Origin of the sequence: Microvirga sp. KLBC 81 (genome assembly GCF_003075415.1) — a bacterium.
Taxonomy (GTDB): domain Bacteria; phylum Pseudomonadota; class Alphaproteobacteria; order Rhizobiales; family Beijerinckiaceae; genus Microvirga.
Map to the genome: position 1 here is coordinate 1 of NZ_QDAH01000068.1, position 24,967 is coordinate 24,967.

Below are 24,967 nucleotides of genomic sequence, written 5' to 3' on the forward strand. Positions count from 1 at the left end.
GAAGAGCCCTCAACCTACGCCTCTGCACTGACGGCACCATCAAGCAGGTTAAACGCGGCAGGAGATTGGCACTGGATTGAGGCCCTTGGGGGCAGCATCTTCGGTGGGACGACCGATTCTCTCATCAGTAACTTAAGTTCGGCAGCCGTGCGAAGCGCCGGGTTCGGCGGCAATCCGAAGATTGCGCCGCGATCATTCGCTATCGCGGCAACCGATAAGCCGGTGTTTCTCAACCCTCTTGGAATGCTTCCTCGCGCCTGTTGCGGATGGCAGGCAGAGCCACCGCGATGATGAGGATAGCGGTTACCGCCAGCAGAGCCGCCGAAATCGGACGATGGATGAAGATCGTGAAATCGCCCTTGGAGAGCACCATGGCCCGGCGGAAGTTCTCCTCGATCATCGGGCCAAGCACGAAGCCGAGCATCAGAGGTGCTGGTTCGCATTCAAGCTTTCTCAAAGCGTAGCCGAAGAAGCCGAACCCAACCGCGAGGAACAGGTCGAAGACCGAATTCTGCACCGAGTAGACGCCAACGCAGCAGAACAGCAGAATTGCCGGGTAGAGAACCTTGAAGGGTACGGTGAGCAACTTCACCCAAATGCCGACAAGCGGCAGGTTCAGAATCACCAGCATCAGGTTTCCGATCCACATGGAGGCGATGAGACCCCAGAACAGGGAGGGATTGCTGGTCATCACCTGCGGGCCAGGCTGGATGTTGTGAACGATCATCGCTCCCAGCATCAAGGCCATCGTCGCGCTTCCGGGAATTCCCAGAGTGAGAGTTGGAACGAAAGCTGTCTGCGCCGCAGCATTGTTGGCAGCTTCAGGGCCAGCCACACCCTCGATCGCGCCTCTTCCGAACCTCTCGGGAGTCTTGGAGACTTTCTTCTCCAGGCTGTAGGCAAAGAAGGAGGCAAGTGAGAGGCCGGCTCCAGGGAGTACGCCAACGGCCGAACCAATGGCGCTACCGCGCAGCACGGCCGGCATCATGCGCTTGAAGTCGGCCAGAGTCGGCCAGAGATTGGTGATCCGGCCCGTGTAAGCCTCTCGGATCTCCTTGTGTTCCAAGCTGGCGATGATCTCGCCAAAGGCGAAGATTCCGACTGCGATGACAATGAAGTCGATACCCTCCCAGAGCTGCGGCAGTCCGAAGGTGAAGCGCATGACGCCCGAGGCAACGTCCGTTCCCACGAGGCCGAGCAGCAACCCGAGCACGATCATCCCGATTGCCTTGAGGAGCGGTCCCGATGCGAGGGAGACCGCACCGACGAGGCCCATTGTCATGAGCGAGAAATACTCCGCCGGGCCGAATTCGAACGCAAACTCCGTCAGAGGCTTGGCGAAGGCCGCCAGGATCAGCGTTCCGACACAGCCGGCGAAGAATGAACCAAGAGCAGCCGTCGACAGAGCGACACCCGCGCGCCCCTGCCGCGCCATCTGGTGACCGTCGAGCACCGTGACCACGGAAGAGGTCTCACCCGGCAGATTGACGAGGATAGCCGTTGTCGACCCGCCATACGCCGCTCCGTAGTAAATGCCGGAGAGCATGATCAGGGCGGACAAGGGCTCCAGTCCGAAAGTGAAAGGCAGGAGCATCGAGATTGTGGCCAGTGGGCCCAACCCGGGCAGTACTCCGATAAGAGTTCCCAGAACGCAGCCACCGAAGGCATAAAGCAGGTTCTGAATTGTCAGAGCGCTCGAAAATCCGAGCATCAGGTTGTCGAACAGTTCCACCGTAACCTCCTCAGCCCGTAATGAATGTTGGCCAAACCGGGAACTGGAGGTTCAACGCGTAGACGAAAACGACCAGAGCGAAGGCGATGAGAACGAGCGTGTTGATGAGGGTCGCTCGCCACGTAAATTCATGGCTTGCGAGACTCGATCCGACGACCAGGGCGATCAGCGACAGCACGAGCCCAAGAGTGTCGAGCAGCAGACCGAAGACGACAACCGAAGCAAGAATGATGAACAGAGGCCGGAGCGCCCAGCGCTCCATTTTCTGAGGCTCGGCATGGAACCGAACAGCGCCGAGGACCACCATGACGCCGATCGCAGCCATGAGGATGCCGAGCCAGAACGGAAAGTAACCTGGCCCCATTCGGGACGCAGTGCCCATCCGATATCCATACGAGGCGACGGCAAAGGCGATCCCGAGAGCGATGTACAGGAGGCCCGAGGCGAAGTCTTTCTGACGCACGATTTTCATTGCACTACCCGAAGACGTACATTCGTCCTCTCAGCTCTTAAAAAGCAGTGAGAGCTGTGTGCAGCACAGCCCAAGGCGTGCTGCACACCTGCTGCTCTGCAGGCCAGACTTGTGCGGCTCTTTATTGAGCCTGGATGTTAGCCTTCTCGGCGATCGTGCGCCACTTCTGGAGCTCGTCCTGGATGAGCTTGCCGAAGGCTTGCGCGGACATCGGTGTCGGCCGAGCAGCATCGCGAGCAAGGAATTCCTTGGTCGCCTCAGTTTCCAGAACCTTGTTGATGTCGCCGTTGATCTTATTGACGATCTCATCTGGAGTGCCGGCAGGCGCGAGAATTCCCCACCACTGCTCGACATCGACGCCCTTGACGCCGGCCTCATCAGCCGTTGGGATCTCAGGTGCCACGCTGGCGCGCTGGTCGCTGGTGACGACCAGTCCTCGCAGCTGACCGCCACGGATAAGCGGCAGGGCTTGGGTCATGCTGCTCATGAAAAGGTCCGCATGACCGCCGATGACGTCGGTCATGGCTTCCGAGCCACCCTTGTAGTGAACGGGCATCATCTTGATCCCGGCACTCTGCCCGAAGAGTTCGGCTCCGAACTGATTGACGGTGCCGACACCGGACGTGGCATAGGCCAATTCTTTGGTCGTCGCCGTCTGCAGGAACTCCTGAATGGTCTTGGCCGGTACGGATTTTCCAACCACCAGAACCAACGGAACCTTGCCGATCATGGCGACCGGCTTGAAGCCCTTGACAGGATCGAACGGCAGATTTTTCTGCACCGCCGGATTCATCGTGAAGGTGACGGATGCGATCAGCAGCGTATGCCCGTCCGGGGGCGCTTTGGAGACGTGGGCGGACCCGATCGCGGCACCTGCGCCGGGCATATTCGAGACGACGACCGGCTGCCCCCACATCTTGCTGAGATTGTCTCCAAGGTGGCGCGCCAGGATGTCATTCGAGCCACCCGCCGCGAATGGAACGACCAGGGTAACAGGCTTCGTCGGGAATTGCTGCGCAACAGCCGTGGTCGCGAATGCCATTGCCGCCGCTGTAAGAGCGTATCTGACGAACTTCATGAGCTTCCTCCGTAATGACTGCGTGATATTTTATTGCAAGCGCTGCTCTTGCCTTCTACAGGGCTCGCCGATGTCTTCGCATCGATTATGAGGCTTTGCGGGACGGAGGTTTATCGTCCCAGCATGCCAGTGGCGGTATGAGAAGCTGACGGAGACAGCCTGTCGAATAAAAAATCCAGCGTCAGCCATAAAGCCAGCTTCTACAGATGCTCCTCGCGGATTGTCTGTTTGAGGTGGTCAATGAAGTCATTCACGACCACGGATTGAGGAGCGGCCTTGGGCCGGATGAGCAGGGTTTTGGCTTCGATGCGGGGATTCAGGTTTCGGACGACGAGCCCGGGAATGCCCATCGTGCTCACCAGAAGGGGATCGACGAGCGCGACGCCGGCGCCAAAACGCGCGAGCATGATGCCGGTCAGGGAGACGCTCACCTGGACAACGATATTAGGCGCAATCCCGGCCTCACTGAGCGCGCGGTCGACATAGGGGCGAAAGACGATTTGGGGCAGGTATGTGATGATGGGATAGAACGCGAGGTCCTTGATATTAATCTCGTCGCGTTCGGCCAAAGGATGATTGTCCGGCATGACGCAGGCGATGCTCCAACTCATGAGCACCTCCGTGTCCACCGCCGAGCTGATGATCGGCTCATGCGCAATCCCGAGCTCGACCTCGCGGTTGATGACTCGGTCGAGAACCTGCGGAGACGTGAGAGACTGGAGCGTGCATCGCACCTGCGGCCTCTTCGCCACGAAGGTGGCGACAGCCTTCGCCAGATAGCCGTTGGCAATGGGGAAAGCCGCTGCGACAGGAAGGGTGCCGAGGCGCCCGCCCACCAGATCCTGGGTGAGCCGCCCCACGGCCTCGATTCGACCGAAGATCTCGGCGACATCCGGGAAGATGGCCTGGGCCTCGTTGGTCGGCTGCAGCCGGCCGCCGACCCTGTGGAAGAGCTTCATCTTCAAGCGGCTTTCGCAGTGCTTCAGCACGGTGCTGATGGCCGGCTGCGTGACGTTGAGCAGTTGTGCGGCTCCCGTGACCGAACCGGTCACCATGATGGCGTAGAAGACCTCCATCTGTCGAAGGTTCATCATTCTCGCTGCTTCCTCCCGTCCCATTCACTTCGAGCATGTCTATTACCAGAATTTATGACCCTGCTCGGATAAGTGATTAGACATTGATATGGATCGCGCGAATGATCAACCGTCCGGCACTCCGGCACGGATGCGGCGCATCCGTGCCGGATGCATTGTCTTTCGCCAGCGCTGCAGGATAGCCGGTGCGGAGGAAGGAAGCCGTACAGAATGGATATGAAGAGCGGCAAGCTGAGGCTAGGTGACCAGGGGGTGGGGCAGGGCTCGCCAGAACCGAAGGTCAGCGTGCGTGAGCTGTTCTGGGCTTTTCTGCTGGTCGGACTCTCGGGCTTCGGTGGCGTGCTCCCCTTTGTCCGCCACATGCTCGTCGACAAGCGCCGCTGGCTCACTCCTGCCGAGTTCACGGAGGTGCTGGGACTGTCCCAGCTGCTTCCAGGCCCGAACGTCGTGAACATCAGCATCTATGTCGGGGCGCGCTTCGCGGGCGCTACCGGCGCTGCGGCTGCGCTCCTGGGGCTGATGGTGATCCCGATCGCGATAGTGCTCTGCCTCGGTGCGGCCTATACGCGCTACGGCGACCTTCCGGCCGTTGCGAACGCTTTCCGGGGGATTGCTTCCGCCGCTGCCGGGCTCGTGGTCGCGATGGCTATCAAGATTGCTTGCCCGGTGCTCCGCTCAGGGCGCACCATCACCATCGCCGTTCTTGTCTTCGTCGCGATGGTGATCCTCAAGGTGCCGCTCGTCTGGACACTCGCCGTCATGGCGCCTGTCAGTCTCATTTGGATCTGGTGGAAGACCCCATGAGCGACAATGACAGCCTATGGACCTTCGTCTTCCACCTCTCGCTCCTTTCTCTTTTGGCGATAGGCGGGGTGAATACTGTCATCCCTGAGCTTCATCGCTTCGTCGTCCTCGACCATCCATGGATGACGAACGAGCAGTTCACCGCTCTTTTCGCACTCGCCCAGGCGGCCCCGGGCCCGAACGTGATCTTCGTCACCTTGATCGGCTGGCAGGTTGCCGGCCTCGTCGGCGCCCTTGCGGCCACACTCGCGATCTGCGGTCCGGCGACTGTCATCGCCTACGTGGCCACGCGTCTGTCGACACAGTGGCAGCATCTGAAATGGTTCAGGTTGCTGCGGAGCGGGCTCGTCCCCCTGACGACGGGCCTGATGATCGCCAGCGCATGGCTTCTCACAGCCGCTTCCGCTCAGAATGTTCTCAGCTATGTCATTACGGCCGCAACCGCCCTCGTCATGCTGACGACACGGATCAATCCTTTGTGGCTCCTTGCCCTCGCAGCAGGAGCAGGCGCCGCAGGGATCATCTGAACGGCCCCCGTTCGCCATAAATCGAATTAATAAGCAGTTGCGACTTAATGATTGGACGTTGATCCCCATCGATTGAATGCTCCAGGCCAATCATCAACCTGATGCAAGGGCCTGACCATGGCGGCGCTGACAATCGGCATCATCGACCCGTTCCATCCAAAGAGCATCGAAACGATCGCGGCTGCCATTCCGGCCGAATGGCGGCTCAGCATCGCCAAGGGACAGGACATCGAAGAGAAGGCGCAAGCCCTTCGCGATGCGGACGTCGCCTTTGTCATGGCGGCGCCGATGCCTGCCTCGCTCATCGATGCGGCGCCGCGCCTGCGGTTCATTCAGAAGCTCGGGGCCGGCATCGACCGGATTGATCTCGATCACTGTGCGGCGCGCGGAATTGGCCTGGCGCGCCTCCAGGCCGGGAACTCGATCCCCGTCGCGGAGCATACGCTTCTCCTGATGCTCGCAGCTTGCCGGCGTCTGCCGCTTCTGGACCGGCAGACCCGCGCCGGCGGTTGGGACAAGGAGGCGGCGCGCGGAGTGAGCCGGCAGATCAACGGCAAGACTGTCGGCATCGTCGGCTTTGGCGCGATCGGTCAGGCTGTCGCCAAGCTGCTCATGGGCTTCGATGCGAACATCCTCTATTTCGATCCGCGGCGGGCGAGCCCCGAACTCGAGCGCGAACTGCGCGTCACTTATGCGCCGCTGGACGAGTTGACCGCGCAGTCGGACATCGTGTCCCTTCATCTCCCGCTGATGAAGGAGACGGCCAAGATTTTTGATGCGGCGCGCATCGCCAGAATGAAGCCCGGCTCGATCCTGATCAACTGCGCCCGCGGCGGCCTCGTCGACGAGGCCGCCCTGCACGATGCACTCGTCAGCGGGCACGTCTTCTCGGCCGGTATCGATGCGTTCGAGCAGGAACCGCCGGTCGGCAGTCCTTTGCTCCTTCTGGATCAGACCGTCGTCACCCCTCACACTGCCGGCGGCACGATCGACAATTTCAAGCCCGTCGTGGAGCGGGCGGTGCGCAACACCCAGCTCTTCCTCTCCGGAGAGGATATTCCCGCACAAGATCTGGTGCTGGCACCGCGCAGGTCGGCAGCGTGACGTCATGACGATGGAAGGCTCCACGTTGCTGAAGAGGAGAAACGATATGGGTCTGCATCCCTTCATGATCGGCAGCCAGTGGCGGGAAGGGCAGGGGACGCCGTTCGTCTCGGTGAACCCCAGCAACGGAACCGAGGTCGCCCGGATCGCCGGTGCGGGACCTGCGGATATCGATGATGCCGTGATGGCGGCGCGTGCGGCTTTGAGCGATCCGGCCTGGGCCGGATTGAGGCATCATGAGCGTGCAGGCCTTCTTTACCGCATGGCGGATCTCGTCGCTGCGAGCGCCGAACATCTTGCGCGTGTGCAGATGGAGGACAACGGCAAGACTTTCACGGAATGCCTGTCCCAAGCAAAAAGCGCCGCCGCCACTTTCCGTTACTATGGCGCCGCCTGTGAGACCTTCGAAAGCGAGCTCACGACCCAGCGTGGCCCCAGTGTCACGATGACTGTGTACGAGCCGGTCGGAGTGGTCGCTGCGATCACGCCCTGGAACTCGCCGCTGACACTCGAGGCGCAGAAGCTCGCACCGATCCTTGCTGCCGGAAACACCGTCGTGCTCAAGCCGTCGGAGGTGACTCCACGCGTCGCTCTCGAATATGCGCGGCTCGCCATCGAAGCGGGATTCCCGGCGGGCGTCATGAACGTCGTTACCGGTGCAGCCGATGTCGGACGCGCTCTGGTCGAGCACGCCGGTGTGGACATGGTGAGTTTCACCGGAGGAACGGCGGCCGGACGCGCCATCGCGGCAGTGGCTGGGCAGCGCCTCAAGCCGGTCGTGCTCGAACTGGGCGGCAAGTCGCCTCACATCGTCTTCGCGGATGCGGACCTCAAGAAGGCTCCGAAGAGCGTGGCCGATGGGATCTTCTCGGGGGGAGGCCAGTCCTGCATCGCCGGGTCCCGTGTTTTCGTGGAAGCTTCGATCTTCCAACCCTTCATGGAAGCCTTCCAGGCTGCGGCACGAGACTACACGCTGGGTGCACCCGATGCACCGGGAACGCGAATGGGGCCGATGGTGAGCTTCAAACATCGTGACCACGTCGCCCGCGCCGTCGAACTTGCCCGCGAGGAGGGCGGCCAAATTCTCGTAGGCGGCGATCTGCCGACCGGGGATGCATTCAAGAGCGGCGCCTATTATCCGGCGACGATCATCAGCGGTGTCACGAACCAGTCACGCGTCTGCCAGCAGGAAATCTTCGGTCCCGTCGCCGTCGTCCTGCCGTTCGAGAATGAGAGCGAGCTGATCGGGCAGGCCAACGACACGGAATTCGGTCTCGCCGCGGGCCTCTGGACGAGCGATTTCGCGAAAGCCTGGCATGTGGCGCGGGCGATCCAGGCAGGAACGGTCTGGATCAACACCTACAAGGAAACATCGATTTCGACGCCCTTCGGCGGCTTCAAGCAGAGCGGCCTCGGCCGCGAGAAGGGGCTCAAAGGGATGCGAACCTACATGGAGCCGAAGGGCCTCTATTGGCACGTAGGCTGATGCAGCCGGTATGCCGATCACAACAAGCCTTGCACGTCTGCCCGCTTGAGGAAGCGGGCGCACAATTTCGGGAGGATTTTTGAATGTCGACGACCGTTGAAGTGATGGCCGATGCGTTCAAGGAAGCCGGTACGCCGTTTCTCGTGGGGCATCCGGGAGGCGAGTCCGTCGAGCTGATGGAGGCTGCGCGCCAGCGCGACATGCGCTTCATCCTGATGAAGCAGGAAACGGCTGGCGCGATGCTCGCCGCGACTTGGGGCGAGATCACGGGCTCTCCCGGCGTCTGCCTCTCGACGCGCGGCCCCGGCGCAGCGAACATGGTGAACGGTGCGGCGCACGCGTTCCTCGACCGCGCTCCGCTTATCCTTCTCACGGACCGCTATTCGCAGCCGGCTCACGAGGTCGGTCTGCGGCAGCGCATCGATCAACTTGCCGTCTACGCGCCCCTCGTCAAATGGGGCACGACGGTCGACGCGCGGACCATCCGACAGCAGCTCCGCCGCGCGATGCGGACGGCGACGGCGCCCGCGCCCGGGCCGGTTCAGTTCGACATTCCTCAAAGCGAGACGACCAAGGAGGCCGCACCGCTGCTGGCCGAGCCGCCGCTGATGCCGAACCTTCTGTATCCGGAGCCGGACGCAGCCGCCTTGAAGCCGATCGTCGATCGGATACGGGCTGCCCGCAAACCGGTCCTCCTCGCCGGCCTCGGAGTGCTGTGGGACAGGGCGTCCGGCGAACTCGTCGCCCTCGCCGAGCAGCTCGGTGCGCCGGTTCTCGTCACATCCAAGTGCAAGGGCGCCATTCCGGAGGATCATCCTCTGCGCGCAGGCTGCATCATCGGCGGGCTGATCGAGCGCAAGCTCGTGAGCGAGGCGGACCTGATCATCACCGTTGGTCTGGACGGCGTCGAGTTGCAGCCGAAGGCATGGCCCTACACGACGCCTCTCGTGGCCCTTTCCAGCACTCCGTCTCTTGATGCGCTCGTGCCGGCCGAGATCGAGGCGATCGGTGATCTGAAGGTACTTCTGCGCAAGATTACCGAGCTGTGCGCAGGCGGAAGCAACTGGGGCGAGAAGGCTGCATCAGTCTTTCGCCAGGACGTCATCGATGCTCTCAACACGCCGAGCAAGGGGCTCTCGCCACAGCGGGCGATGGAGGTCGCGCGCGCCGTCCTGCCACGGGACACCATCGCGACCTGCGATGCGGGCGCGAGCCGTCTCTTGGTCGTGCAGAAATGGCAGTCCTATGGACCGCGTGAGTTCCTGACCTCCAACGGCCTCGGGTCGATGGGATATGCGGTTCCCGGCGCATTGGCCGCGCGCCTGGCCCATCCCAATCGACCGGTCGTCGCCTTCACCGGTGACGGTGGTTTCCTGATGGCCGTTGCCGAGCTCCAGACCGCAGTTCGCGAAAACCTGCCGATCATCATCGTCGTCCTCGACGACCAGCAGATCGGGTTGATCCGCGTGAAGCAGGAAATCAAGGGACTTCCGCTGCACGGTGTTGGGCTCGGCGGCTGTGACTGGGAGAAGCTTGCCCAGGGCTTCGGAGCGGACGGTGTCACGGTCGATACGGAGAACGGTTTGCAGGACGCGCTCGGTGCCGCCTTGAAAACCGGCCGGACGACAGTGATCGGCGTCCGGATCGACGGCTCCGGCTATGTCGACCAGTTCAACGCCCTGCGTGAGCTCTGATCGACGATGCTGATCGATCTCACCGGCAAAACCGCAATCGTCACCGGGGGCAGCGAGGGACTCGGCAAGGCGATCGCGGCCCGCTTCGCAAGGTCTGGGGCTAACGTGGTCGCCCTGGCCCGGCGCGAGGAGGTGCTGGACGTGGCCGTGCGGGACATTCGTCGGGATGCCGTCGGCCGAGTCGTGGGGCATGCCTGCGACGTGACCGACAACGGCCGTGTGGAGGAGGTTGTCGCCGCGATTGCCGCCGAGTTCGGCGCGGTCGACATCCTCGTCAACAACGCCGGCAGCTCGAACCGCTCTCCTTTCGAGGAACTTAAGCGAGACGGCATGATCGCCGACATGGACCTGAAGCTCTTCGCCGCTGTCGACCTCGCTCAGAAGGTTGTTCCGGGCATGAAGGAGCGGCGGTGGGGGCGGATCATCAACGTGGTCAGCGCCAACGGGAAAGCTCCAAAGGCTGCCAGCGCTCCAACCACCTTGAGCCGGGCAGCCGGGATCACCCTGACGAAGGTCATGTCCCAGGAGCTCGCACCCTGGAACATCCTCGTCAACGCTCTCTGCGTCGGCGTCATCAAGAGCGGCCAATGGGAGCGTCGGCACAGGCGCGACGCACCCGACATGCCGTTCGAAAAATATCTTGAGCCGCATGCGCGTCCGGTGCCGCTCGGGCGGTTCGGGGAGCCCGAGGAGTTCGCCAACGTGGCCTGCTTCCTCGCATCGGATGCCGCATCATACGTGACCGGAACGGCCATCAACGTCGATGGCGGCCTGTGCCCGGTCACCTGAACATTTAACAAAAAGGGGACCCTGTTGTCATGAATTTCGAGCTCACCAGCGAGCAGCGCAGCATCGTCGGTACCATTCGCGAGGTCACGCAGGGCGAGTTCAAGGGGCGAGCCCAGCGTTACATGGACGGCAGCTTCCCCTGGGAGAATATCCGCCGGCTCGCGGAACTCGGAGTCCTCGGCATGGCCGTGCCCGAGGAATACGGCGGCTCCGGCATGAACGTGTTCGACACCGCGCTCGTGCTCGAGGAGATCGCCAAGGGATGTTACGTCACCGCCATGGCGGTTCTGGGCGAAGTGGGGTCCCAGACCCGCATCATCGCGACCTATGCTCCCGAATCCTTCAAGCGGCGCATTCTGCCGGCCGTGTGCAGCGGCGACGCGATCCTGGCGATCTGCATGACCGAGCCGCACGCGGGCACGGACGTCGCCAACTATCGCACCAACACCACCATCAGGGGCGACAAGGCCATCGTGAAAGGCGTGAAGACGCTCATCAGCCGCGTGGATGAGGCGGCCGCCTTCGTCATCTTCAGCCGCATCGATAATCAGCCAGGGCGCGAGGGCATCGGCTGCGTCCTCGTCGAGAAGGGTACGCCGGGCCTTGAGATCACGGCCCGTTATCACACAATGGGCGGCGAGAATCTGGCGGAAGTGCAGTTCAACGACTGCGAGATTCCTCTCGAAAACGTGGTGATCCGGGAGGACGGCTTCCGCAAGCTCCTCTCTGCCTTCAACACGCAGCGCTGCCTCAATCCCAGCATCTCGCTCGGACTCGCCGAGGGCGCGTTTGAGGAATCGGTGCGCTATGCCCGGGAGCGCACGGCCTTCGGCCGGCGGATCGGCGACTTCCAGGGAATGCGCTGGAAGCTTGCGGAGATGTACCGGGACATCGAGGTCGGACGCAGCATCCTCTACCGGGCCTGTGCCAGCGCGAACCCATTCCCGGATCCGCACCAGGCCGCGCTTGCCAAGATGTACTGCAACGAGATGTCCATTCGCGTCACCAGCGAGGCGATCCAGGTCCATGGCGGATACGGCTTCACGGACGAGTACGCGGTGTCGAGACTCTATCGCGGGGCCCGTTACGGGACTCTCGGGGGAGGCACGACGGAAACGCTGAAGGATCTCGTCGGCAAGAAGATCATGACTGATTTCGATGAGGCCGATGGCTTCCTTGGAATGGGGACGTTCTGATGGGTATCGAACACAGCAACGCTAGGGTCGGGACGCAGGCCTCGGCAGCACCGTCCGGTCAGGGTTATCCCTTCTCCGGTCTGGTGGTCCTCGACCTGTCCCACATTTACAATGGCCCGTACGCCACCTTTCTCATGGCGATGGCGGGAGCCGAGGTCATCAAGATCGAGCCGCATGGCGGCGAGCACCTTCGGGTGCGTGCCAGCCTCGGTGGCGCAGCCTTGCCGTTCGCCATGCTGAACGGCAACAAGAAGTCGGTGACGCTCAATCTGAAGTCGGAGCGCGGACGCGAGCTTTTCCTTCAGATGGTCCGCTCGGCGGATGTGCTCGTGGAGAATTTCGCGCCCGGAGTGACAGAGCGGCTCGGTATCGGGCCCGAGGTGTTGCAGGCCGCGAACCCGCGCCTGATCTACGCGTCCAGCACCGGTTACGGGCGCTCGGGACCCTACCGTGATTATCCGGCCATGGACATTACCGTGCAGGCCATGTCCGGCATCATGAGCATCACCGGCTTCCCTGACAGTCCTCCGGTGAAGTCCGGTCCCGCGCTCTGCGACTTCTTCGCCGGCATCCATCTCTATGCCGGCATTGCCACGGCGCTGTACGAGCGGGAGAAGACGGGGAAGGGACGCCTCGTCGAGGTTTCCATGCAGGAAGCCGTCTACGCGTCGCTGAGCTCCAACCTTGCGCTCTATCACGGCAGCGGCGGCAAGGTGCCGGTGCGCACCGGGAACCGGCATGGGGGGCTGGCGGAGGCTCCTTACAATGTCTACCCGGCCAGTGACGGGCACGTCGCCATCATCTGCAACAACAATCGTCACTTTCATGCGTTGCTGAACGCGATGGGTCGCGAGGACCTGAAAGACGATCCCCGTTTCCGGGATCTCAAGACGCGGGTGGCGCATATCGACGAGATCGATGCCCTCGTCGGCCAGTGGACACAGCGGTACACGAAGGCCGAGCTGGTCGAACGGCTTCTTGCCCATCGGGTTCCTCACGCGCCGGTACGAGACCTGAGCGAGGTCGTCAACGACCCGCATATGCACGCCCGTGGCAGCCTGCAATGGATTGATCATCCGCAGTATGGCCGCATCGTCGTGCAGAACAGCCCGATCCGGTACGAGGGAGTGCCGCCCATGCCTCTGGAGCCGAGCAGCCCGCTCGGAGCCCAGAACAGGGAGGTTTTCTGCGAAAGGCTGGGCCTGTCGGAACAGGAATTCGAAGACCTTCGCCGTGACGGCGTGGTCTGATCCCGAAGTCTGAATTGCAAGTTCAATACGAAGGGACAGTGACCGGTGGTCACTGTCCCTTCATCGTTATGCTCAAGACTCCAGAGGGGCGTTTGCGATCACGAGGGGAGGCTGCCCGGCGTTGGCGGCTTCCTTCTGGAGTGCCGCGACGTCGATGGCGTTGTAGGGGATGCCGGTGCGCTTGCGCGTGGCTTCGAGGCGGGACTCCATTTCGCCTGGCATCAGGATCTCCTCGAAACCCTCCGCCTTGGGGCAATCGTGTACGCGCCGCACCAGCGTATCCATCCGCTGGAGGAACTCCTCGCGCGTGACGAACAGGTCTGGCTTGATCGCGAGGAAGAAGTGACCGACATCCTGAGGACGGTCGAACACCTCGAACTGGTTGGCGACGTCTCCTGCATAGGCGGCTCCGGACAGAATCCCGCCGAGAATGTCCATCAGCATCGATAGGGCCGAGCCTTTGGGGCCGCCGATCGGCAGCACGACGCCGCCATTGAGGGCCGCGTTGGGATCGGTCGTCGCTCGACCCTCGGCGTCGAGGGCGTAGCCGAGCGGGATCTCCTGACCGAGCTTCGCCGCGCGCCGGATCTTGCCGCGGGCAGCGACAGCTGGCGACATGTCGAGTACGTACGGCACCTCGGACCCGCTCGGCACGCCGGCGGCAAGAGGACTGGTGCCGAGCAGGGCCTGACGGCCGCCCCAGGGTGGCATCGCCGGCGAGGCGTTGGTGAAGACGAGCGAGATGAAGCCGGCCTCGACCGCCTGGAGCACATAACAGGCGGCCATCCCGAAATGGGTGCTTCGCCGGGCGGAGACGAGGCCGATGCCGAATTCCCGCGCCATGTCGATTGCTTCCGCCATGGCGCGGGTAGCCACGACGAAGCCGAAGGCGTTCTGACCGTCGAGAAGGCCCGCAACGGGCGTCACCTTCTGCAGAGAAAGCGAAGGCTTCGCATTGATCAGCCCACCGCGCACGCGCTTGAGGTAATGGGGAAGATATTGCAGTCCATGGGTATCGACGCCGCGCAGGTCAGCCCTGACGAGGCAATCTGCGACCGCTCCCGCATCCTCCTCAGGCAAGCCATTGGCCACCAGAATGCGCGCAGCGAACGCTCTCGCATCATCGGCCTTCGCGTAGAACCGGCTGGGTAGCGGATTGGGTTGTGTCGCTGCTGCGGTTGTCATGGCACTTCTCTCTCGTCGGTTTGGCGCGGAGCACGGGTCCGGTGCTTTCTTTCTGGAGTAGCGCATCGTTCGAGCGGAAAACCGGATCCACTTTTCCGCACGATGCGCTAGAACCCGTAAAGGCGGGCAGGATTCTCGACGAGAACCCGTCTCGTCAGATCGGCGCTGCCCATCCAGGAATTGAGCCTGTTCAGGGCCAGTCCATCGTCATCGGGATGGAACGGCTCGATGCTGTTCGGATCCCGTGCGATGCCCGGCCTCGCGCCGGGATGGGGCCAGTCACTCCCCCACAGGAGGCGCTCGGGATTGGCTCTTGCCAGAGCCTTCGCGATCTCGCCTGCATCCGCGTGATCCGGCAGGTCGGAGATGCGGCGCGGTGCCGAGAGTTTCACATAGGCTTTCCCTAAACGCATCAGGGACAGCAGGGCAGCGAGATCCGGCTGGTCCGGCCCCTTCGCGGCCTTTGCCCGTGCGAAGTGATCGAAGACGACCGGCACGGGAAGATCACGGATGACGTCGTGCAAGGCCGCGATGACGCCGAGGTCGACATAGACCTGGACATGCCAGCCGAACGGGGCCGCCTGCGCAGCGGTCTCCTCAAGATGCCTGCGGGCCGCAGGGGGGTCCGTCACGCCCGCCGTCTCTAGGTTGACCCGGAGACCGCGGATGCCCGCCTCGTGCAGGTCGCGCAGTGTTTTCTTCGAAGCCCCTGAATCGATCACTGCAACACCTCGGGCCTTGTCGCCCAGATGATGCAGAGCGTCGAGCATGCAGGAATTGTCAGTCGAATAGGGACTTGGCTGAACGATCACGACGCGATCCAGCCCGAGCGTCTGTTGGTGGGCAAGCAGATCTGCAAGAGGGGCGGGACCTGGCGTGTAGCGCCGGTCAGGGGACAGCGGGAAGCGGTCGTAGGGACCGAAGACGTGGACATGGCAGTCGCAAGCGCCTGCCGGAACGTCGAAGTCGGGCCGGGTATGCTCGACTCCCAGCACGCGACCGACTGCGGCGGCAGGAGATGCGCTCATAGCTGGAGTTCCGCGACCTGGCGTGCGCGCTGCGTCGCCGCGCCGAGCAGGAAAGACAAGTCCGTGCCTGTCGAGACGTACCTGGCTCCCATCCGCACAAAATCACTGACCAGATCCTGCCGCGAGGAGAGGCCTCCGACACCCGCATGCTTGCCGTGCTTCAGACAGGCCGCGATGGTCCGCTCGTAGGCCTCGCGCACCTTCGGATGATCAAACTGGCCGGCCACGTCCATGTCGGCCATCAGGTCGTTGGTGCCGATCAGGGCGAGGTCCACGCCCTCGACGGCCATGATCTCCTCCGCATTCCGCACCGCCTCCGCGGACTCGAACTGCACGATGACCATCGTGGCCTCGTTCATGGCCGCGAAGGCCTGGGCGGCCGGGAAGGTGCGGAACTGGAGATGCGGCAGGCCTCCCGAAACGCCGCGCTGACCCAGCGGAGGGAACTTCGCGGCATTGACGATGGCGCGGGCCTCCTCGGCGGTCCTGACGTCCGGCGCGATCACGCCCATTGCTCCGCCGTCCAGAGCGCGGGCAATGTATTCCGGCCGGTTGGTGGGAACCCGGACGAAGGGAGCGATCCCAGCCTCGAGAGCCATCATGCAGATCTGGCCGGTGGTGTCGAAGCTGAAGCTCGAATGTTCGAGATCGACATAGATCGAGTCGAAGCCGGCGGTCTTCGCGATGCGGACGATCTCAACGCCTCGCACGAGGCGCGCCGTCATCGACGAGACCACCTCGCCCCGGGCCAGTTTGGTCCTGACATTGTTGCGTAGGATGCTTGCGAGATCTGCCGACATGCCACTCTCCCCGAGGCAGGTTTCATCATCACAAGAAGTGAACCGCTGGCCCGAAATGGGTCCAATCATATCCTCGGGTGAACCTATAAACGGCTTTTATGTGGGTTGCGTCGAGGGTTTCTCGTTGTCTAATTCGAAGGCCGCGCCGCCTTGCGGTATCACCATTCCCGCATCACAGGACATTATGTTCGCTGTTAAATTTCTTGTTGGACTGTGATGGAAGCCGGGAGAAGACATCCCGGCAGAAGCCGGAGCCCATCAGAGAAGAATTCGGCTAAAGCATCGGACGAGAAAAGCGGATTCCGCTTTTGGGTCCGAGGCTCCCTTCTATACAAAGCGCATCGTGCGGAAAACCGGATCCACTTTTCGCTGACGCGGACCTTCGGTTCCGCACGATGCTCTAGCACGAGGCGGTTCTGCCCTAGCCGGGAGCGAATACGCGGCAGCAGAATTGCGCCCTGGATCGCGCCAGCACCGACGCTGCCGATCAACAAGCCGTAGAAGCTCGATTCTCCACCGATCTCCTTGACGTGCAACGACAGGGAGGAGAGCCCAGACTGCGCTGGCGAGGTTCCTCAAGGCTGCGGCTTCGCCTGCATGCCTGAGAATGAGGCCGGGTCATGCTATGCCTGTCAAGCCAGGGCTTGCTTGCGGCTCATTTGCCGGCCCCCGGTTCAGCTTGCGTGGCGCGCAGGAGGTTGTCGCGTAGCCTCGTCACGGTCTTCTGCGCTTCGGGAAAGTCCTCTCCAAGCCCGGTGGCTTCAACCAGCGACGCGCCCGGATCCGTTTCAAGCAGACGGCGGCCGGCGGGCGTCAGGCTCACTCGCACCTGCCGTTCGTCGGCGGAATCGCGTTGACGTCGGATGTAGCCGATCGACTCGAGCTTCTTGAGAATGGGAGTCAGCGTGTTGGATTCCAGGAACATCTTCTCGCCGAGCGCCCGGACGGTCTGGTCGTCCTCCTCGGACAGCGCCACCATGGCGATGTATTGGGTGTACGTCAGGCCAAGCTTATCCAGGATCGGCTTATACGCGCGACCAAAGGCGAGGTTCGCCGAGTAGATCGCGAAACACAGAAAACTCGAAAGCTTTTTGCCTTCGTCGTTGGCCTGTGAGGAACGGGACCCAGGCAAGTCCGGGGTCTTCGACGTTGGTGTAGTGGGCATAGGCATCTCCAGGGCCTTCTCTGTTGCACCAATATAATTCGCGTCCGATTAAATCGGAAGTGCTTGACATGGTCCTTTCCGAAGCGTATTTGCATCGCATCCGAATTGATCGGATACGATCTAAAACGCACAGAAAGGATTTCATCATGACCGCGAAAGTTCTCTTCACCGGAAAGACTCACAACACGGGCGGCCGCGACGGTGGTACGCGCAGCAGCGACGGTCTTCTGGATCTTAGGCTGTCGCAGCCGCACCCAGCCGCCGAAAACCTGTTCGGCGCGGCTTGGTCGGCTTGCTACATTGGCGCGGTCGAGCTCGCCGCCGCCCAAAGGAAAATCACCCTTCCGACCTTACCCATAGTCGATACCGAGATCGATCTGATCCTCGACAGCGGCTCCTACTTCCTGCGCGCGCGCCTCAACGTCAGCCTGCCGGGTGTCGACCGCGAGGTCGCGCAATCGCTGGTCGATGCGGCGCACGGGATCTGCCCGTACTCCAAGGCGACGCACGGCAACATCGAGGTCGAGACCAACCTGCTCTGAACCGGACCGGCCGGGCCTGCTTGGCGACCGAGCAGGCCCGGCTCCCCCGAATGGGACGCATCGGAGACCTGCGCACCATTGGCAAGGCGTGAAGCCAAGTTTGCTGGAACACGCCGATCTGGAGAACACTCGATGGTCAACAGCCCTGCACCCCCGCCCCAAGCGTATAGTGAGTTTTCGCTTGTGCTCGACCCTTCCATCTATGAGCCACTGCCTGATGATTGGCTCATCGGGGTAACGGACGTTGTTGACTCGACCTTAGCAATCAGGTCGGGGCGCTATAAAGACGTCAACTATGCAGGTGCGTCCGTGATTGCCGCCCTTGGCAACGCTTGGGGTACGTTCGATTTCCCGTTTGTGTTTCGTGGAGATGGGGCTGCCTTCGCTCTGCCGCCACAGGGCATCATGATCGCAACCTCGGTGTTGCGACAGGTCGCGAGCTTTGCAAGAACCAGCCTTGATCTCGCTCTTCGGGTTGGACTGCTGCCTGTGAGCGAGATACGTGCCCGGGGACGTGACGTGAGAATTGCGCGATACGCGGCCTCGGAAAACGCGACCTATGCGATGTTCGCCGGGGGAGGGCTGAAATGGGCGGAGCAGCAGATCAAGAATGGGCGGTATCTGGTAAAGCCGGGTAAGCACATGGCGAAGCTGGACCTGACTGGGCTTACGTGTGAATGGACCTCCCTTCCGAGCCAGCAGGGCGAGATTCTATCGCTGCTGGTCGAGCCTCGTGAACATACGAGCCCCGAAGTCTTTGCTGCGCTTGCCAGGCGTGTGCTTGCTGTTTTCGACGCGGGGCAAGGCCGGTCTCATCCCGTTCCAAGGGACATGGCTATTCCTGAAGACGACGAGAGGTATCTTGATCCGAAAAGTTGGTCGGAGGTCGCCTCGAACTCGGACTTCCGCAAATACGACGATGTCTTGCGTCTTACGCTGGACTGTACACGCGAACAAATCGATACGGCTGAGGCTATCCTTGTTGCGGCAAAGGCACGTGGCGAGATCAATTTCGGGCTGCATCGTCAGTCTCATGCGCTCATGACCTGTCTTGTGCCTTCTGGCAGGCCGGATTCGCATTTGCATTTCTTGGACGGAATGGGCGGTGGGTACGCCAAAGCCGCCGAGATGATGGAGGCAGGTGAGCTTCCTGTGGTCGCGGGCACCGGCGAGGAGATCGCGATGTCAGCCTGAAGCGGTGCCGCAGGCTGCCGTCCTGACGATTCGGTCGTCCACAATAACTCAACGCCGGTGCGCCCGCGCTTCCGTGCGGTGTCGCACCCATGCTTTGGATCGAGCACACATCTCAGGTAGATAACTTCGGTTGTAGGGGCAGAACAAGAGACTGCCCGGGATGCATGCTCAGCAGCACGGCCCTGTATGGAGCCCTCATCTGCGGGGCCGTCTAGCGCTCCGCGAGTCTGGTTTCGAGGTAATTGCCGCCACCATAGGGAGACAGGCCTTTCGCCTTCTCCGCACCTGGCGGCGCCGATAGGCTGGCTCTACACCCAGGCTACCCTGCCAAGCCTGATCGATCCTTGCAGAGCAGCATCACGACAACCATCCGGACCGGCCCGCGATCATCGTAGTCGTGTCAAAAAAGAGCTCTCTCATGATGGCTGGAGCATATGAGAACGCCGCACCAGTCAATAGGCGTTGACAAATTATACCGATCGGTATATTCCGACACTCATGAAAAAAGCTGAGAAAACCCGTCAGTTCATCGTGGAAACGACGGCCCCCATCTTCAACGTGAAGGGATACGCCGGCACATCCCTCGCCGACATGACTGAAGCCACGGGGCTAACGAAGGGCAGCATCTATGGGAACTTCGCTAACAAGGACGAGGTGGCCCTGGCAGCTTTCGAGCATAACTGGCAACGCGTGAAGACGATGGTGCGCGCGGAAATGGACAAACGCGACACCAGCAAAGGGAAGCTGCTCGCCCTCGTGGGCGTATATCAGAACCTGCAGTCTCACGATTTTCCTGAGGGAGGCTGCCCGCTGCTCAATACTACGGTAGAGGCCGACGACACTCACCCAGACCTACGGAAAAAGGCCGCAGACGCCTTCCTGGGTTGGATGAAGAACATTGTCACCGTCGTCGAGACGGGTATTGCCGCCGGGGAGTTTCGGGCGAGTGTAGATGCGGAGCAAACCGCCCTGACGCTCATCGCCATGATCGAGGGAGCCATCATGATCTCCCAACTGACCGGCAATGCCAGCCACCGAACGGCTGTTATGGCTGCGGTGGAGAGAACCATTCTCGATCTCACGTGATTTACGCCGACTGCGATTTTTTGACCCCATGGGAGAGACCAATGGATAGGCAACTGAAACGGAAAATTGCCTTCGCCCTCTTGATGGGCGTCGTAACGACAGGGATCATCTCGTTCGTCCTTCTCGCGCTCAATTTGGGTTTCTCTGAAACGTTCGCCCTGGCATGGCTGCGGTCGTGGGGGATCGGCTACGTGATCGTCGTTCCCGCGATCCTCCTGATCGGTCCACCGCTGCAAGCGCAGATCGATCGCTTGATCAAATGAGCCGACGCGTACACATCGAGGGAAGCTGACATGTTCAAGCTATCGCTGCCCGCGTTTTTCTCCCTTGTTCTCGGTTCCTCGACAGCCTGGGGATGCAACGACAATCCTCCTGCACAAGCGCAGAAGCTGGACATCGGATACATCGAGGTCAATTCGGACATCACGCTCAGAAGGATGGTGGTGCAGAATTCGAGCTCAAAGGGAACCGTGCTTTTCCTGCATGGATTTCCTGAGACGCTGTGCGTCTGGAAGGATATTTCCTTGGCGCTGTCCGCTGAATACGAAGTCCACGCCATCGACTGGCCGGGCTACGGTTTTTCATCGAGGCCCGCGGCCGACAGGTTCTCTTATTCGCCGAAAGATTATGCGCGTGTTCTGCAGGATTACATCAAGAAAGCGGACATCGCCACGTCGAGGCTCACGATCTACGCAACAGATATCGGAGCCCTCCCGGCACTTCTCCTCGCTCTGGAAGATCCGCACATCGCCAGAACCATCATTGTTGGCGACTTCGCTCCGTTCAACAGGCCCCAGCACATGTACGAGAGTTTGCAAAGTCTGAAGTCGGAACCTTCGGCAGCCAGGACTCGCGCGTACATGAACAAGACTAGTGGGGAAATTCTCGAAAACGCCTTCAGGAGAGGTTTGCCAAAAGAGGCGCAGTTTGAGATTCCCGCTGCCGTCAAGGATGACATGTCCCGCGGATGGAGCCATGGCGGAATGACATCGGCAGATGCTTTCTATTACTACTACTCCAACTTCACGCGAGATGAAGAGTACTTCGAGGCAAACATAGACAAGCTGAAAACACCGGTGAAAGTGGTTTGGGGCGAGACGGATATCTATATCAAAAAGGAGATGGGGATCGAGTTCGCGCAAAAAATCAACGCGGACATCCGTCTTCTTCCTGATATTGGACACTACCCCCACCTGCAAAGCCCGAAGCAGGCCATTGAGGAGATTCGCGCCTCATTCCGATGACCGCACGGTGCCAGTTCTGAGCAAAGCGAGATCCCGGGTGGCCTGTTGCCGGTTCCATGATGAACGTCCGGTCGAGCAGCTTTTGAGAACTCGGCCAATGTGTCAGACAGCGTCCAACAGGCGAAGTGTGTCCGTGAGGCTCAATACTTGCTCGCCGAGCATTTGAAGAATTGGAGGCATAGGCATCCAGCAACACTTATTGTCATGTTCCAATCCGATCCCGGGCTTGCGTCAAAGTCTGGGCTGATAGACGAATGGGCAACAGGACAGCACGTGTTTACCAACCTGATCGGCTTGGCTTATGGTGCCTCTTGATCAACTCAATCATGGTTATCGGATTCCAGGTGGCTTCCTCTTCTGCCTTCCCACGCGCTCGCGCATCGTGCTTAAAAAGTGGATCCGGTTTTCACTGACGTGGCCCTTCGGGTCGCTGACGCGGACCTCCGGTTCCGCTTTCAACGATGCGCTCTCTCCAGAAGGGAGTATCGGATCGATCCCGAAAGTGGAGTCCACTTTCGGGATCGAGGCTCTAGGCGACATTGCTGCGGCGCGGCAGCTTCCAACCCGGGCGGACGAAGTGGCAGGTGTAGCCTCCCGGATATCGCTCGAGATAGTCCTGATGCTCTGGCTCCGCTTCCCAGAAGTCGCCCGCCGGCGCGAGCTCCGTGACGACCTTGCCCGGCCACAGGCCCGAGGCATCAACATCGGCGATCGTGTCCTCGGCCACCCGGCGCTGCTCGTCCGAGGTGTAGAAGATCGCTGAGCGGTAGCTCAGGCCGATGTCATTCCCCTGCCGGTTCTTCGTAGTGGGGTCATGGATCTGGAAGAAGAACTCCAGCAGGTCGCGGAAGCTCGTCTTCTCCGGCTCGAAAACGATCTCGATGGCCTCCGCGTGCGTGCCGTGGTTGCGGTAGGTCGCGTTCGGCACGTCCCCGCCGGAGTACCCGACCCGTGTGGAGACGACGCCGGGGAGGCGGCGGATGAGATCCTGCATGCCCCAGAAGCAGCCCCCGGCCAGGATGGCCCGCTCAGTCACACCAGTCATAATCTGTCTCCTTTCTCTGCAAAGAGCTTGCGAAACTCGCCGTAGCCCTCGCTTTCCAAATCGTCGTAGTGGATGAACCGCAGCGAAGCCGAATTGATGCAGTAGCGCAATCCGCCTGCCTCTTGCGGTCCATCCGGAAACACATGCCCCAGATGGCTGTTGCCGTGGGTCGAACGCACCTCTGTTCGCACCATGCCGTGACTCGTATCACGGCGCTCGACGATATGGCCGGTATCGACTGGCTTGACGAAGCTGGGCCAGCCGCTGCCGCTGTCGAACTTGTCGAACGAGGCGAAGAGCGGCTCGCCCGACACGACATCAACATAGAGCCCGGGCTCCTTGTTGTCCCAGTATGCGTTGCTGAAGGGCCTCTCGGTTCCGTCCTGTTGCGTGACCCGGTACTGCTCCGGGGTCAGCCGGGACACAGCCTTGGGGTTCTTGTGATAGGTCGTCATCGGCTGTTCTCCTTCCGTTGTGCGGAAGTGTGGTCGGGAAGTGGTTTACGAAACCGCGTTCTGGCGTGCGATGACATCGATCTCGTAACGGGAGATGCCAAGATCTTCGAGCTCGCGATCAGTGAATTGCATAAGTTCGCGGATGGTCTGGCGATAGCGCCAATAGGCGCGGATCCTGGCCAGGATAAATGCTACAAACATGGAAAACTCCTAGTGTTGAACCGGCCGACACGGCTGGTTTGAGGATGCTGATCGTCAGGATGCAGGCCGAGCCGATGAGGGCTCCGCCCATTGTCTTCGGTTAGGCGGCGCGAGGTGAGCGGAGCGCCACGAGCGAGTCGACGGCGATCCAGACGGAGAGGGCGAGCAGGCCGACATCCTTGAGCAGGAACTGCCCGGGGGCGACCGAGATCGCCGGAAAACCGAGCTCCGGCACGAACACACCGGGGGTCGTTGCCATGAGGCTGAGCGTGGTCACGAACAGCCCGGCCGAGAGCACGCCGCCGACAAGCGAGTACACCGGGCTGGCGAGCCGGGCCGCGATCAGGACGCCGATGCTGAGCTCGAGGACGCCAAGAAGGCTGGAAAAGCCCCGCACGCTGAAGAGGGAATAGGCCCAGCTCAACAGCGGGCTGTTGCCGACCAGGCCAGTCAGGCCTTCCGCTTCATAGGCGGTGAACTTCATGCCGCCGAACCAGGCATAAACCACGACCAGCGAGGCATAGAGGCCTGCGGTGGTGACGGTCCGGCCGTAACGGTCGGCGAGATCGAGGGAGACAGCGGCGCGGGCCTGGAGGCTCGGATACGCCGTGGCGGTGTGGATGGATATGTGAGACATGGTCTTCTCCTGGGTTGTGCGCGGTGGCTGCTCCGACCCGCTGGCGCGGTAAACGATACCAATCTGTATCGTCTCGAGCAGAAGTAAACCGATCTGTATCGTTTGGCAATTCGGATTTGTGGGCAATTTCGAAAGCGCCCGCTTGCAATTGTGCGGTGCTGACCACGAAGCGGACTTGCTTTCATCCGAGTTCGCGGCTACATAAAGATACAGATCTGTTACGCGTAGCGAGGGGAACATGCGCCGTTCCGAAATCCGCGATCACCTGCTCGAGACCGCACTGCGGTTGTTCAATCAGTACGGCTATCATGCGACGGGCATCGACCTGATCATTGCCGAGGCCGGGGTCGCCAAGACGACGCTGTACCGGCACTTCGAAACCAAGGAGGACCTGATCCTGGCCGCCCTCGAGCGGCGTGACGAGGAGGCCCGCGATGCCATGCGTGCGTTTGTCGAGCAACGTGCGAGCGATGCGGTCGAGCGCCTTCTGGTGACGTTCGATTTCCTTGAAACCCTGTTCCGCGATGAGCGGTTCCGCGGCTGCATTTTCGTGAGCGCGGCGGGGGAGCATAAGGACACCGCCAATCCCGTGTTCCGCGCGGCTGTGCTGCACAAGCGCTTGGTGCTGGCATATTTTGAGGAGCTCGCCCATGCGGCCCGGCTTGCCGAGCCGAAGCGGATCGCGGCCGAGATCAACCTGCTGCATGAGGGCGCAATCGCCGTGGCGCAGATGACCCGCGCCGCCGAGCCCGCCCGGCAGGCCAGGCGCATGGCAGCGCGGCTGCTCGCAGTGGAAGGGCAGGCCATCGAGCCGTCTCCCCTCGCGCCGGAAGCCCGGAGAGAGCACGCGAGCCAGCGAACACAGGTTTCCTGAGACTTGGCCGTGTTCGGACCATGCGGTGCGGCTCTGATCTGAGGCTCTACAGACACCCGATGCAGATCGTTCGGGCTGCCCTGTCATTTCGTTCCTGGGCACGTCGTTCGATCTCGGTTTGGGGGCCGATTTTGGCGGTTCCCGGATTGGGAACGGTCGCGCCAGTCCGGGCGACGCTGCGGCTGGGCCGTTCCGCTGCTGCCATGGCCGGCTGGTCCTGACCCGTCAAACTGGTCCATTTCGAAGACAACTTTTTCGGGCAATTTGATCCTTGAGGAGGGTCAG

Annotated in this window: 27 protein-coding genes; 14 read left to right on the forward strand and 13 right to left on the reverse strand. The window is 61.5% G+C overall.

Annotated features, from left to right (window positions below):
- Window positions 1-229: 229 nt before the first annotated feature.
- From DC522_RS26020 to DC522_RS26035, 4 genes are all read right to left on the reverse strand, one after another.
- A complete protein-coding gene (locus DC522_RS26020; RefSeq protein WP_116531489.1) occupies window positions 230-1,732 on the reverse strand; it encodes a tripartite tricarboxylate transporter permease in 1,503 nt (500 codons plus the stop codon).
- Between the two features lie 10 nt (window positions 1,733-1,742).
- Window positions 1,743-2,204 carry a tripartite tricarboxylate transporter TctB family protein gene (locus DC522_RS26025; RefSeq protein ID WP_116531490.1) on the reverse strand — a complete coding sequence of 154 codons (462 nt, stop codon included), beginning with the start codon at window positions 2,202-2,204 and terminating at the stop codon, window positions 1,743-1,745.
- A 121-nt stretch (window positions 2,205-2,325) separates the two neighbouring features.
- Window positions 2,326-3,282 carry a tripartite tricarboxylate transporter substrate binding protein gene (locus tag DC522_RS26030; protein WP_116531491.1) on the reverse strand — a complete coding sequence of 319 codons (957 nt, stop codon included), beginning with the start codon at window positions 3,280-3,282 and terminating at the stop codon, window positions 2,326-2,328.
- 200 nt (window positions 3,283-3,482) lie between these two features.
- Window positions 3,483-4,376: a LysR family transcriptional regulator gene (locus DC522_RS26035; protein WP_116531492.1), complete on the reverse strand. Its 894-nt coding sequence runs from the start codon at window positions 4,374-4,376 to the stop codon at window positions 3,483-3,485.
- A gap of 210 nt (window positions 4,377-4,586) precedes the next feature.
- Here DC522_RS26035 and DC522_RS26040 point away from each other — a divergent pair, with 210 nt between their 5' ends.
- From DC522_RS26040 to DC522_RS26075, 8 genes are all read left to right on the forward strand, one after another.
- Window positions 4,587-5,180 (forward strand): chromate transporter, encoded by a 594-nt coding sequence (locus tag DC522_RS26040; RefSeq protein ID WP_245444544.1) that lies wholly within the window; start codon window positions 4,587-4,589, stop codon window positions 5,178-5,180.
- Window positions 5,177-5,707 (forward strand): chromate transporter, encoded by a 531-nt coding sequence (locus DC522_RS26045; protein ID WP_116531493.1) that lies wholly within the window; start codon window positions 5,177-5,179, stop codon window positions 5,705-5,707. Before DC522_RS26040 ends, DC522_RS26045 begins: the two co-directional genes overlap by 4 nt.
- Window positions 5,708-5,824: 117 nt before the next feature.
- Complete coding sequence (locus DC522_RS26050; RefSeq protein ID WP_116531494.1) at window positions 5,825-6,811, forward strand: 2-hydroxyacid dehydrogenase; 987 nt, start codon at window positions 5,825-5,827, stop codon at window positions 6,809-6,811.
- A 46-nt stretch (window positions 6,812-6,857) separates the two neighbouring features.
- Complete coding sequence (locus DC522_RS26055; RefSeq protein ID WP_116531495.1) at window positions 6,858-8,297, forward strand: aldehyde dehydrogenase; 1,440 nt, start codon at window positions 6,858-6,860, stop codon at window positions 8,295-8,297.
- An 83-nt stretch (window positions 8,298-8,380) separates the two neighbouring features.
- Window positions 8,381-9,991: a thiamine pyrophosphate-binding protein gene (locus DC522_RS26060; RefSeq protein WP_116531496.1), complete on the forward strand. Its 1,611-nt coding sequence runs from the start codon at window positions 8,381-8,383 to the stop codon at window positions 9,989-9,991.
- Between the two features lie 6 nt (window positions 9,992-9,997).
- Window positions 9,998-10,780 (forward strand): SDR family NAD(P)-dependent oxidoreductase, encoded by a 783-nt coding sequence (locus tag DC522_RS26065; RefSeq protein ID WP_116531497.1) that lies wholly within the window; start codon window positions 9,998-10,000, stop codon window positions 10,778-10,780.
- A 29-nt stretch (window positions 10,781-10,809) separates the two neighbouring features.
- Window positions 10,810-11,976, forward strand: coding sequence for an acyl-CoA dehydrogenase family protein (locus DC522_RS26070; protein ID WP_116531498.1), 1,167 nt, complete (start codon window positions 10,810-10,812; stop codon window positions 11,974-11,976).
- On the forward strand, window positions 11,976-13,226 hold the full coding sequence (locus DC522_RS26075; protein WP_116531499.1) for a CaiB/BaiF CoA-transferase family protein: 1,251 nt from the start codon (window positions 11,976-11,978) through the stop codon (window positions 13,224-13,226). The genes DC522_RS26070 and DC522_RS26075 overlap by 1 nt, the downstream gene beginning before the upstream one ends.
- Window positions 13,227-13,298: 72 nt before the next feature.
- On the opposite strand, the gene DC522_RS26080 is transcribed toward DC522_RS26075, so the two are convergent.
- The 5 genes from DC522_RS26080 to DC522_RS26100 all read right to left on the reverse strand — a co-directional run bounded on the left by DC522_RS26080 (window position 13,299) and on the right by DC522_RS26100 (window position 17,404).
- On the reverse strand, window positions 13,299-14,411 hold the full coding sequence (locus tag DC522_RS26080) for an Ldh family oxidoreductase (RefSeq protein WP_116531500.1): 1,113 nt from the start codon (window positions 14,409-14,411) through the stop codon (window positions 13,299-13,301).
- 107 nt (window positions 14,412-14,518) lie between these two features.
- Window positions 14,519-15,439, reverse strand: coding sequence for an amidohydrolase family protein (locus DC522_RS26085; protein WP_116531501.1), 921 nt, complete (start codon window positions 15,437-15,439; stop codon window positions 14,519-14,521).
- Window positions 15,436-16,239, reverse strand: a complete 804-nt coding sequence (locus tag DC522_RS26090) for an HpcH/HpaI aldolase/citrate lyase family protein (RefSeq protein WP_116531502.1) — start codon at window positions 16,237-16,239, stop codon at window positions 15,436-15,438. The genes DC522_RS26085 and DC522_RS26090 overlap by 4 nt, the downstream gene beginning before the upstream one ends.
- Before the next feature lie 194 nt (window positions 16,240-16,433).
- Window positions 16,434-16,775, reverse strand: a complete 342-nt coding sequence (locus tag DC522_RS37450) for an MFS transporter (RefSeq protein ID WP_371680527.1) — start codon at window positions 16,773-16,775, stop codon at window positions 16,434-16,436.
- A 119-nt stretch (window positions 16,776-16,894) separates the two neighbouring features.
- A complete protein-coding gene (locus DC522_RS26100) occupies window positions 16,895-17,404 on the reverse strand; it encodes a MarR family winged helix-turn-helix transcriptional regulator (protein WP_116531503.1) in 510 nt (169 codons plus the stop codon).
- 146 nt (window positions 17,405-17,550) lie between these two features.
- Here DC522_RS26100 and DC522_RS26105 point away from each other — a divergent pair, with 146 nt between their 5' ends.
- From DC522_RS26105 to DC522_RS26125, 5 genes are all read left to right on the forward strand, one after another.
- Window positions 17,551-17,946: an Ohr family peroxiredoxin gene (locus DC522_RS26105; protein ID WP_116531513.1), complete on the forward strand. Its 396-nt coding sequence runs from the start codon at window positions 17,551-17,553 to the stop codon at window positions 17,944-17,946.
- A gap of 132 nt (window positions 17,947-18,078) precedes the next feature.
- Window positions 18,079-19,140, forward strand: a complete 1,062-nt coding sequence (locus DC522_RS26110; RefSeq protein WP_116531504.1) for a DUF3095 family protein — start codon at window positions 18,079-18,081, stop codon at window positions 19,138-19,140.
- 498 nt (window positions 19,141-19,638) lie between these two features.
- A complete protein-coding gene (locus DC522_RS26115; protein WP_116531514.1) occupies window positions 19,639-20,226 on the forward strand; it encodes a TetR/AcrR family transcriptional regulator in 588 nt (195 codons plus the stop codon).
- Window positions 20,227-20,267: 41 nt separating this feature from the next.
- Complete coding sequence (locus DC522_RS26120) at window positions 20,268-20,489, forward strand: DUF2798 domain-containing protein (protein WP_116531505.1); 222 nt, start codon at window positions 20,268-20,270, stop codon at window positions 20,487-20,489.
- 30 nt (window positions 20,490-20,519) lie between these two features.
- Complete coding sequence (locus DC522_RS26125) at window positions 20,520-21,470, forward strand: alpha/beta fold hydrolase (RefSeq protein WP_116531506.1); 951 nt, start codon at window positions 20,520-20,522, stop codon at window positions 21,468-21,470.
- A gap of 529 nt (window positions 21,471-21,999) precedes the next feature.
- On the opposite strand, the gene msrA is transcribed toward DC522_RS26125, so the two are convergent.
- The 4 genes from msrA to DC522_RS26145 all read right to left on the reverse strand — a co-directional run bounded on the left by msrA (window position 22,000) and on the right by DC522_RS26145 (window position 23,808).
- On the reverse strand, window positions 22,000-22,515 hold the full coding sequence (gene msrA, locus DC522_RS26130) for a peptide-methionine (S)-S-oxide reductase MsrA (RefSeq protein WP_116531507.1): 516 nt from the start codon (window positions 22,513-22,515) through the stop codon (window positions 22,000-22,002).
- The gene (gene msrB, locus DC522_RS26135) at window positions 22,512-22,970 is read right to left on the reverse strand and encodes a peptide-methionine (R)-S-oxide reductase MsrB (RefSeq protein ID WP_116531508.1); all 459 of its coding nucleotides are present in this window, start codon (window positions 22,968-22,970) and stop codon (window positions 22,512-22,514) included. The genes msrA and msrB overlap by 4 nt, the downstream gene beginning before the upstream one ends.
- 45 nt (window positions 22,971-23,015) lie before the next feature.
- Window positions 23,016-23,171, reverse strand: a complete 156-nt coding sequence (locus DC522_RS26140; protein WP_116531509.1) for a DUF1127 domain-containing protein — start codon at window positions 23,169-23,171, stop codon at window positions 23,016-23,018.
- A 100-nt stretch (window positions 23,172-23,271) separates the two neighbouring features.
- A complete protein-coding gene (locus DC522_RS26145) occupies window positions 23,272-23,808 on the reverse strand; it encodes a YkgB family protein (RefSeq protein WP_116531510.1) in 537 nt (178 codons plus the stop codon).
- Window positions 23,809-24,046: 238 nt separating this feature from the next.
- Here DC522_RS26145 and DC522_RS26150 point away from each other — a divergent pair, with 238 nt between their 5' ends.
- Window positions 24,047-24,682 carry a TetR/AcrR family transcriptional regulator gene (locus DC522_RS26150; protein WP_116531511.1) on the forward strand — a complete coding sequence of 212 codons (636 nt, stop codon included), beginning with the start codon at window positions 24,047-24,049 and terminating at the stop codon, window positions 24,680-24,682.
- Window positions 24,683-24,967 lie beyond the last annotated feature (285 nt).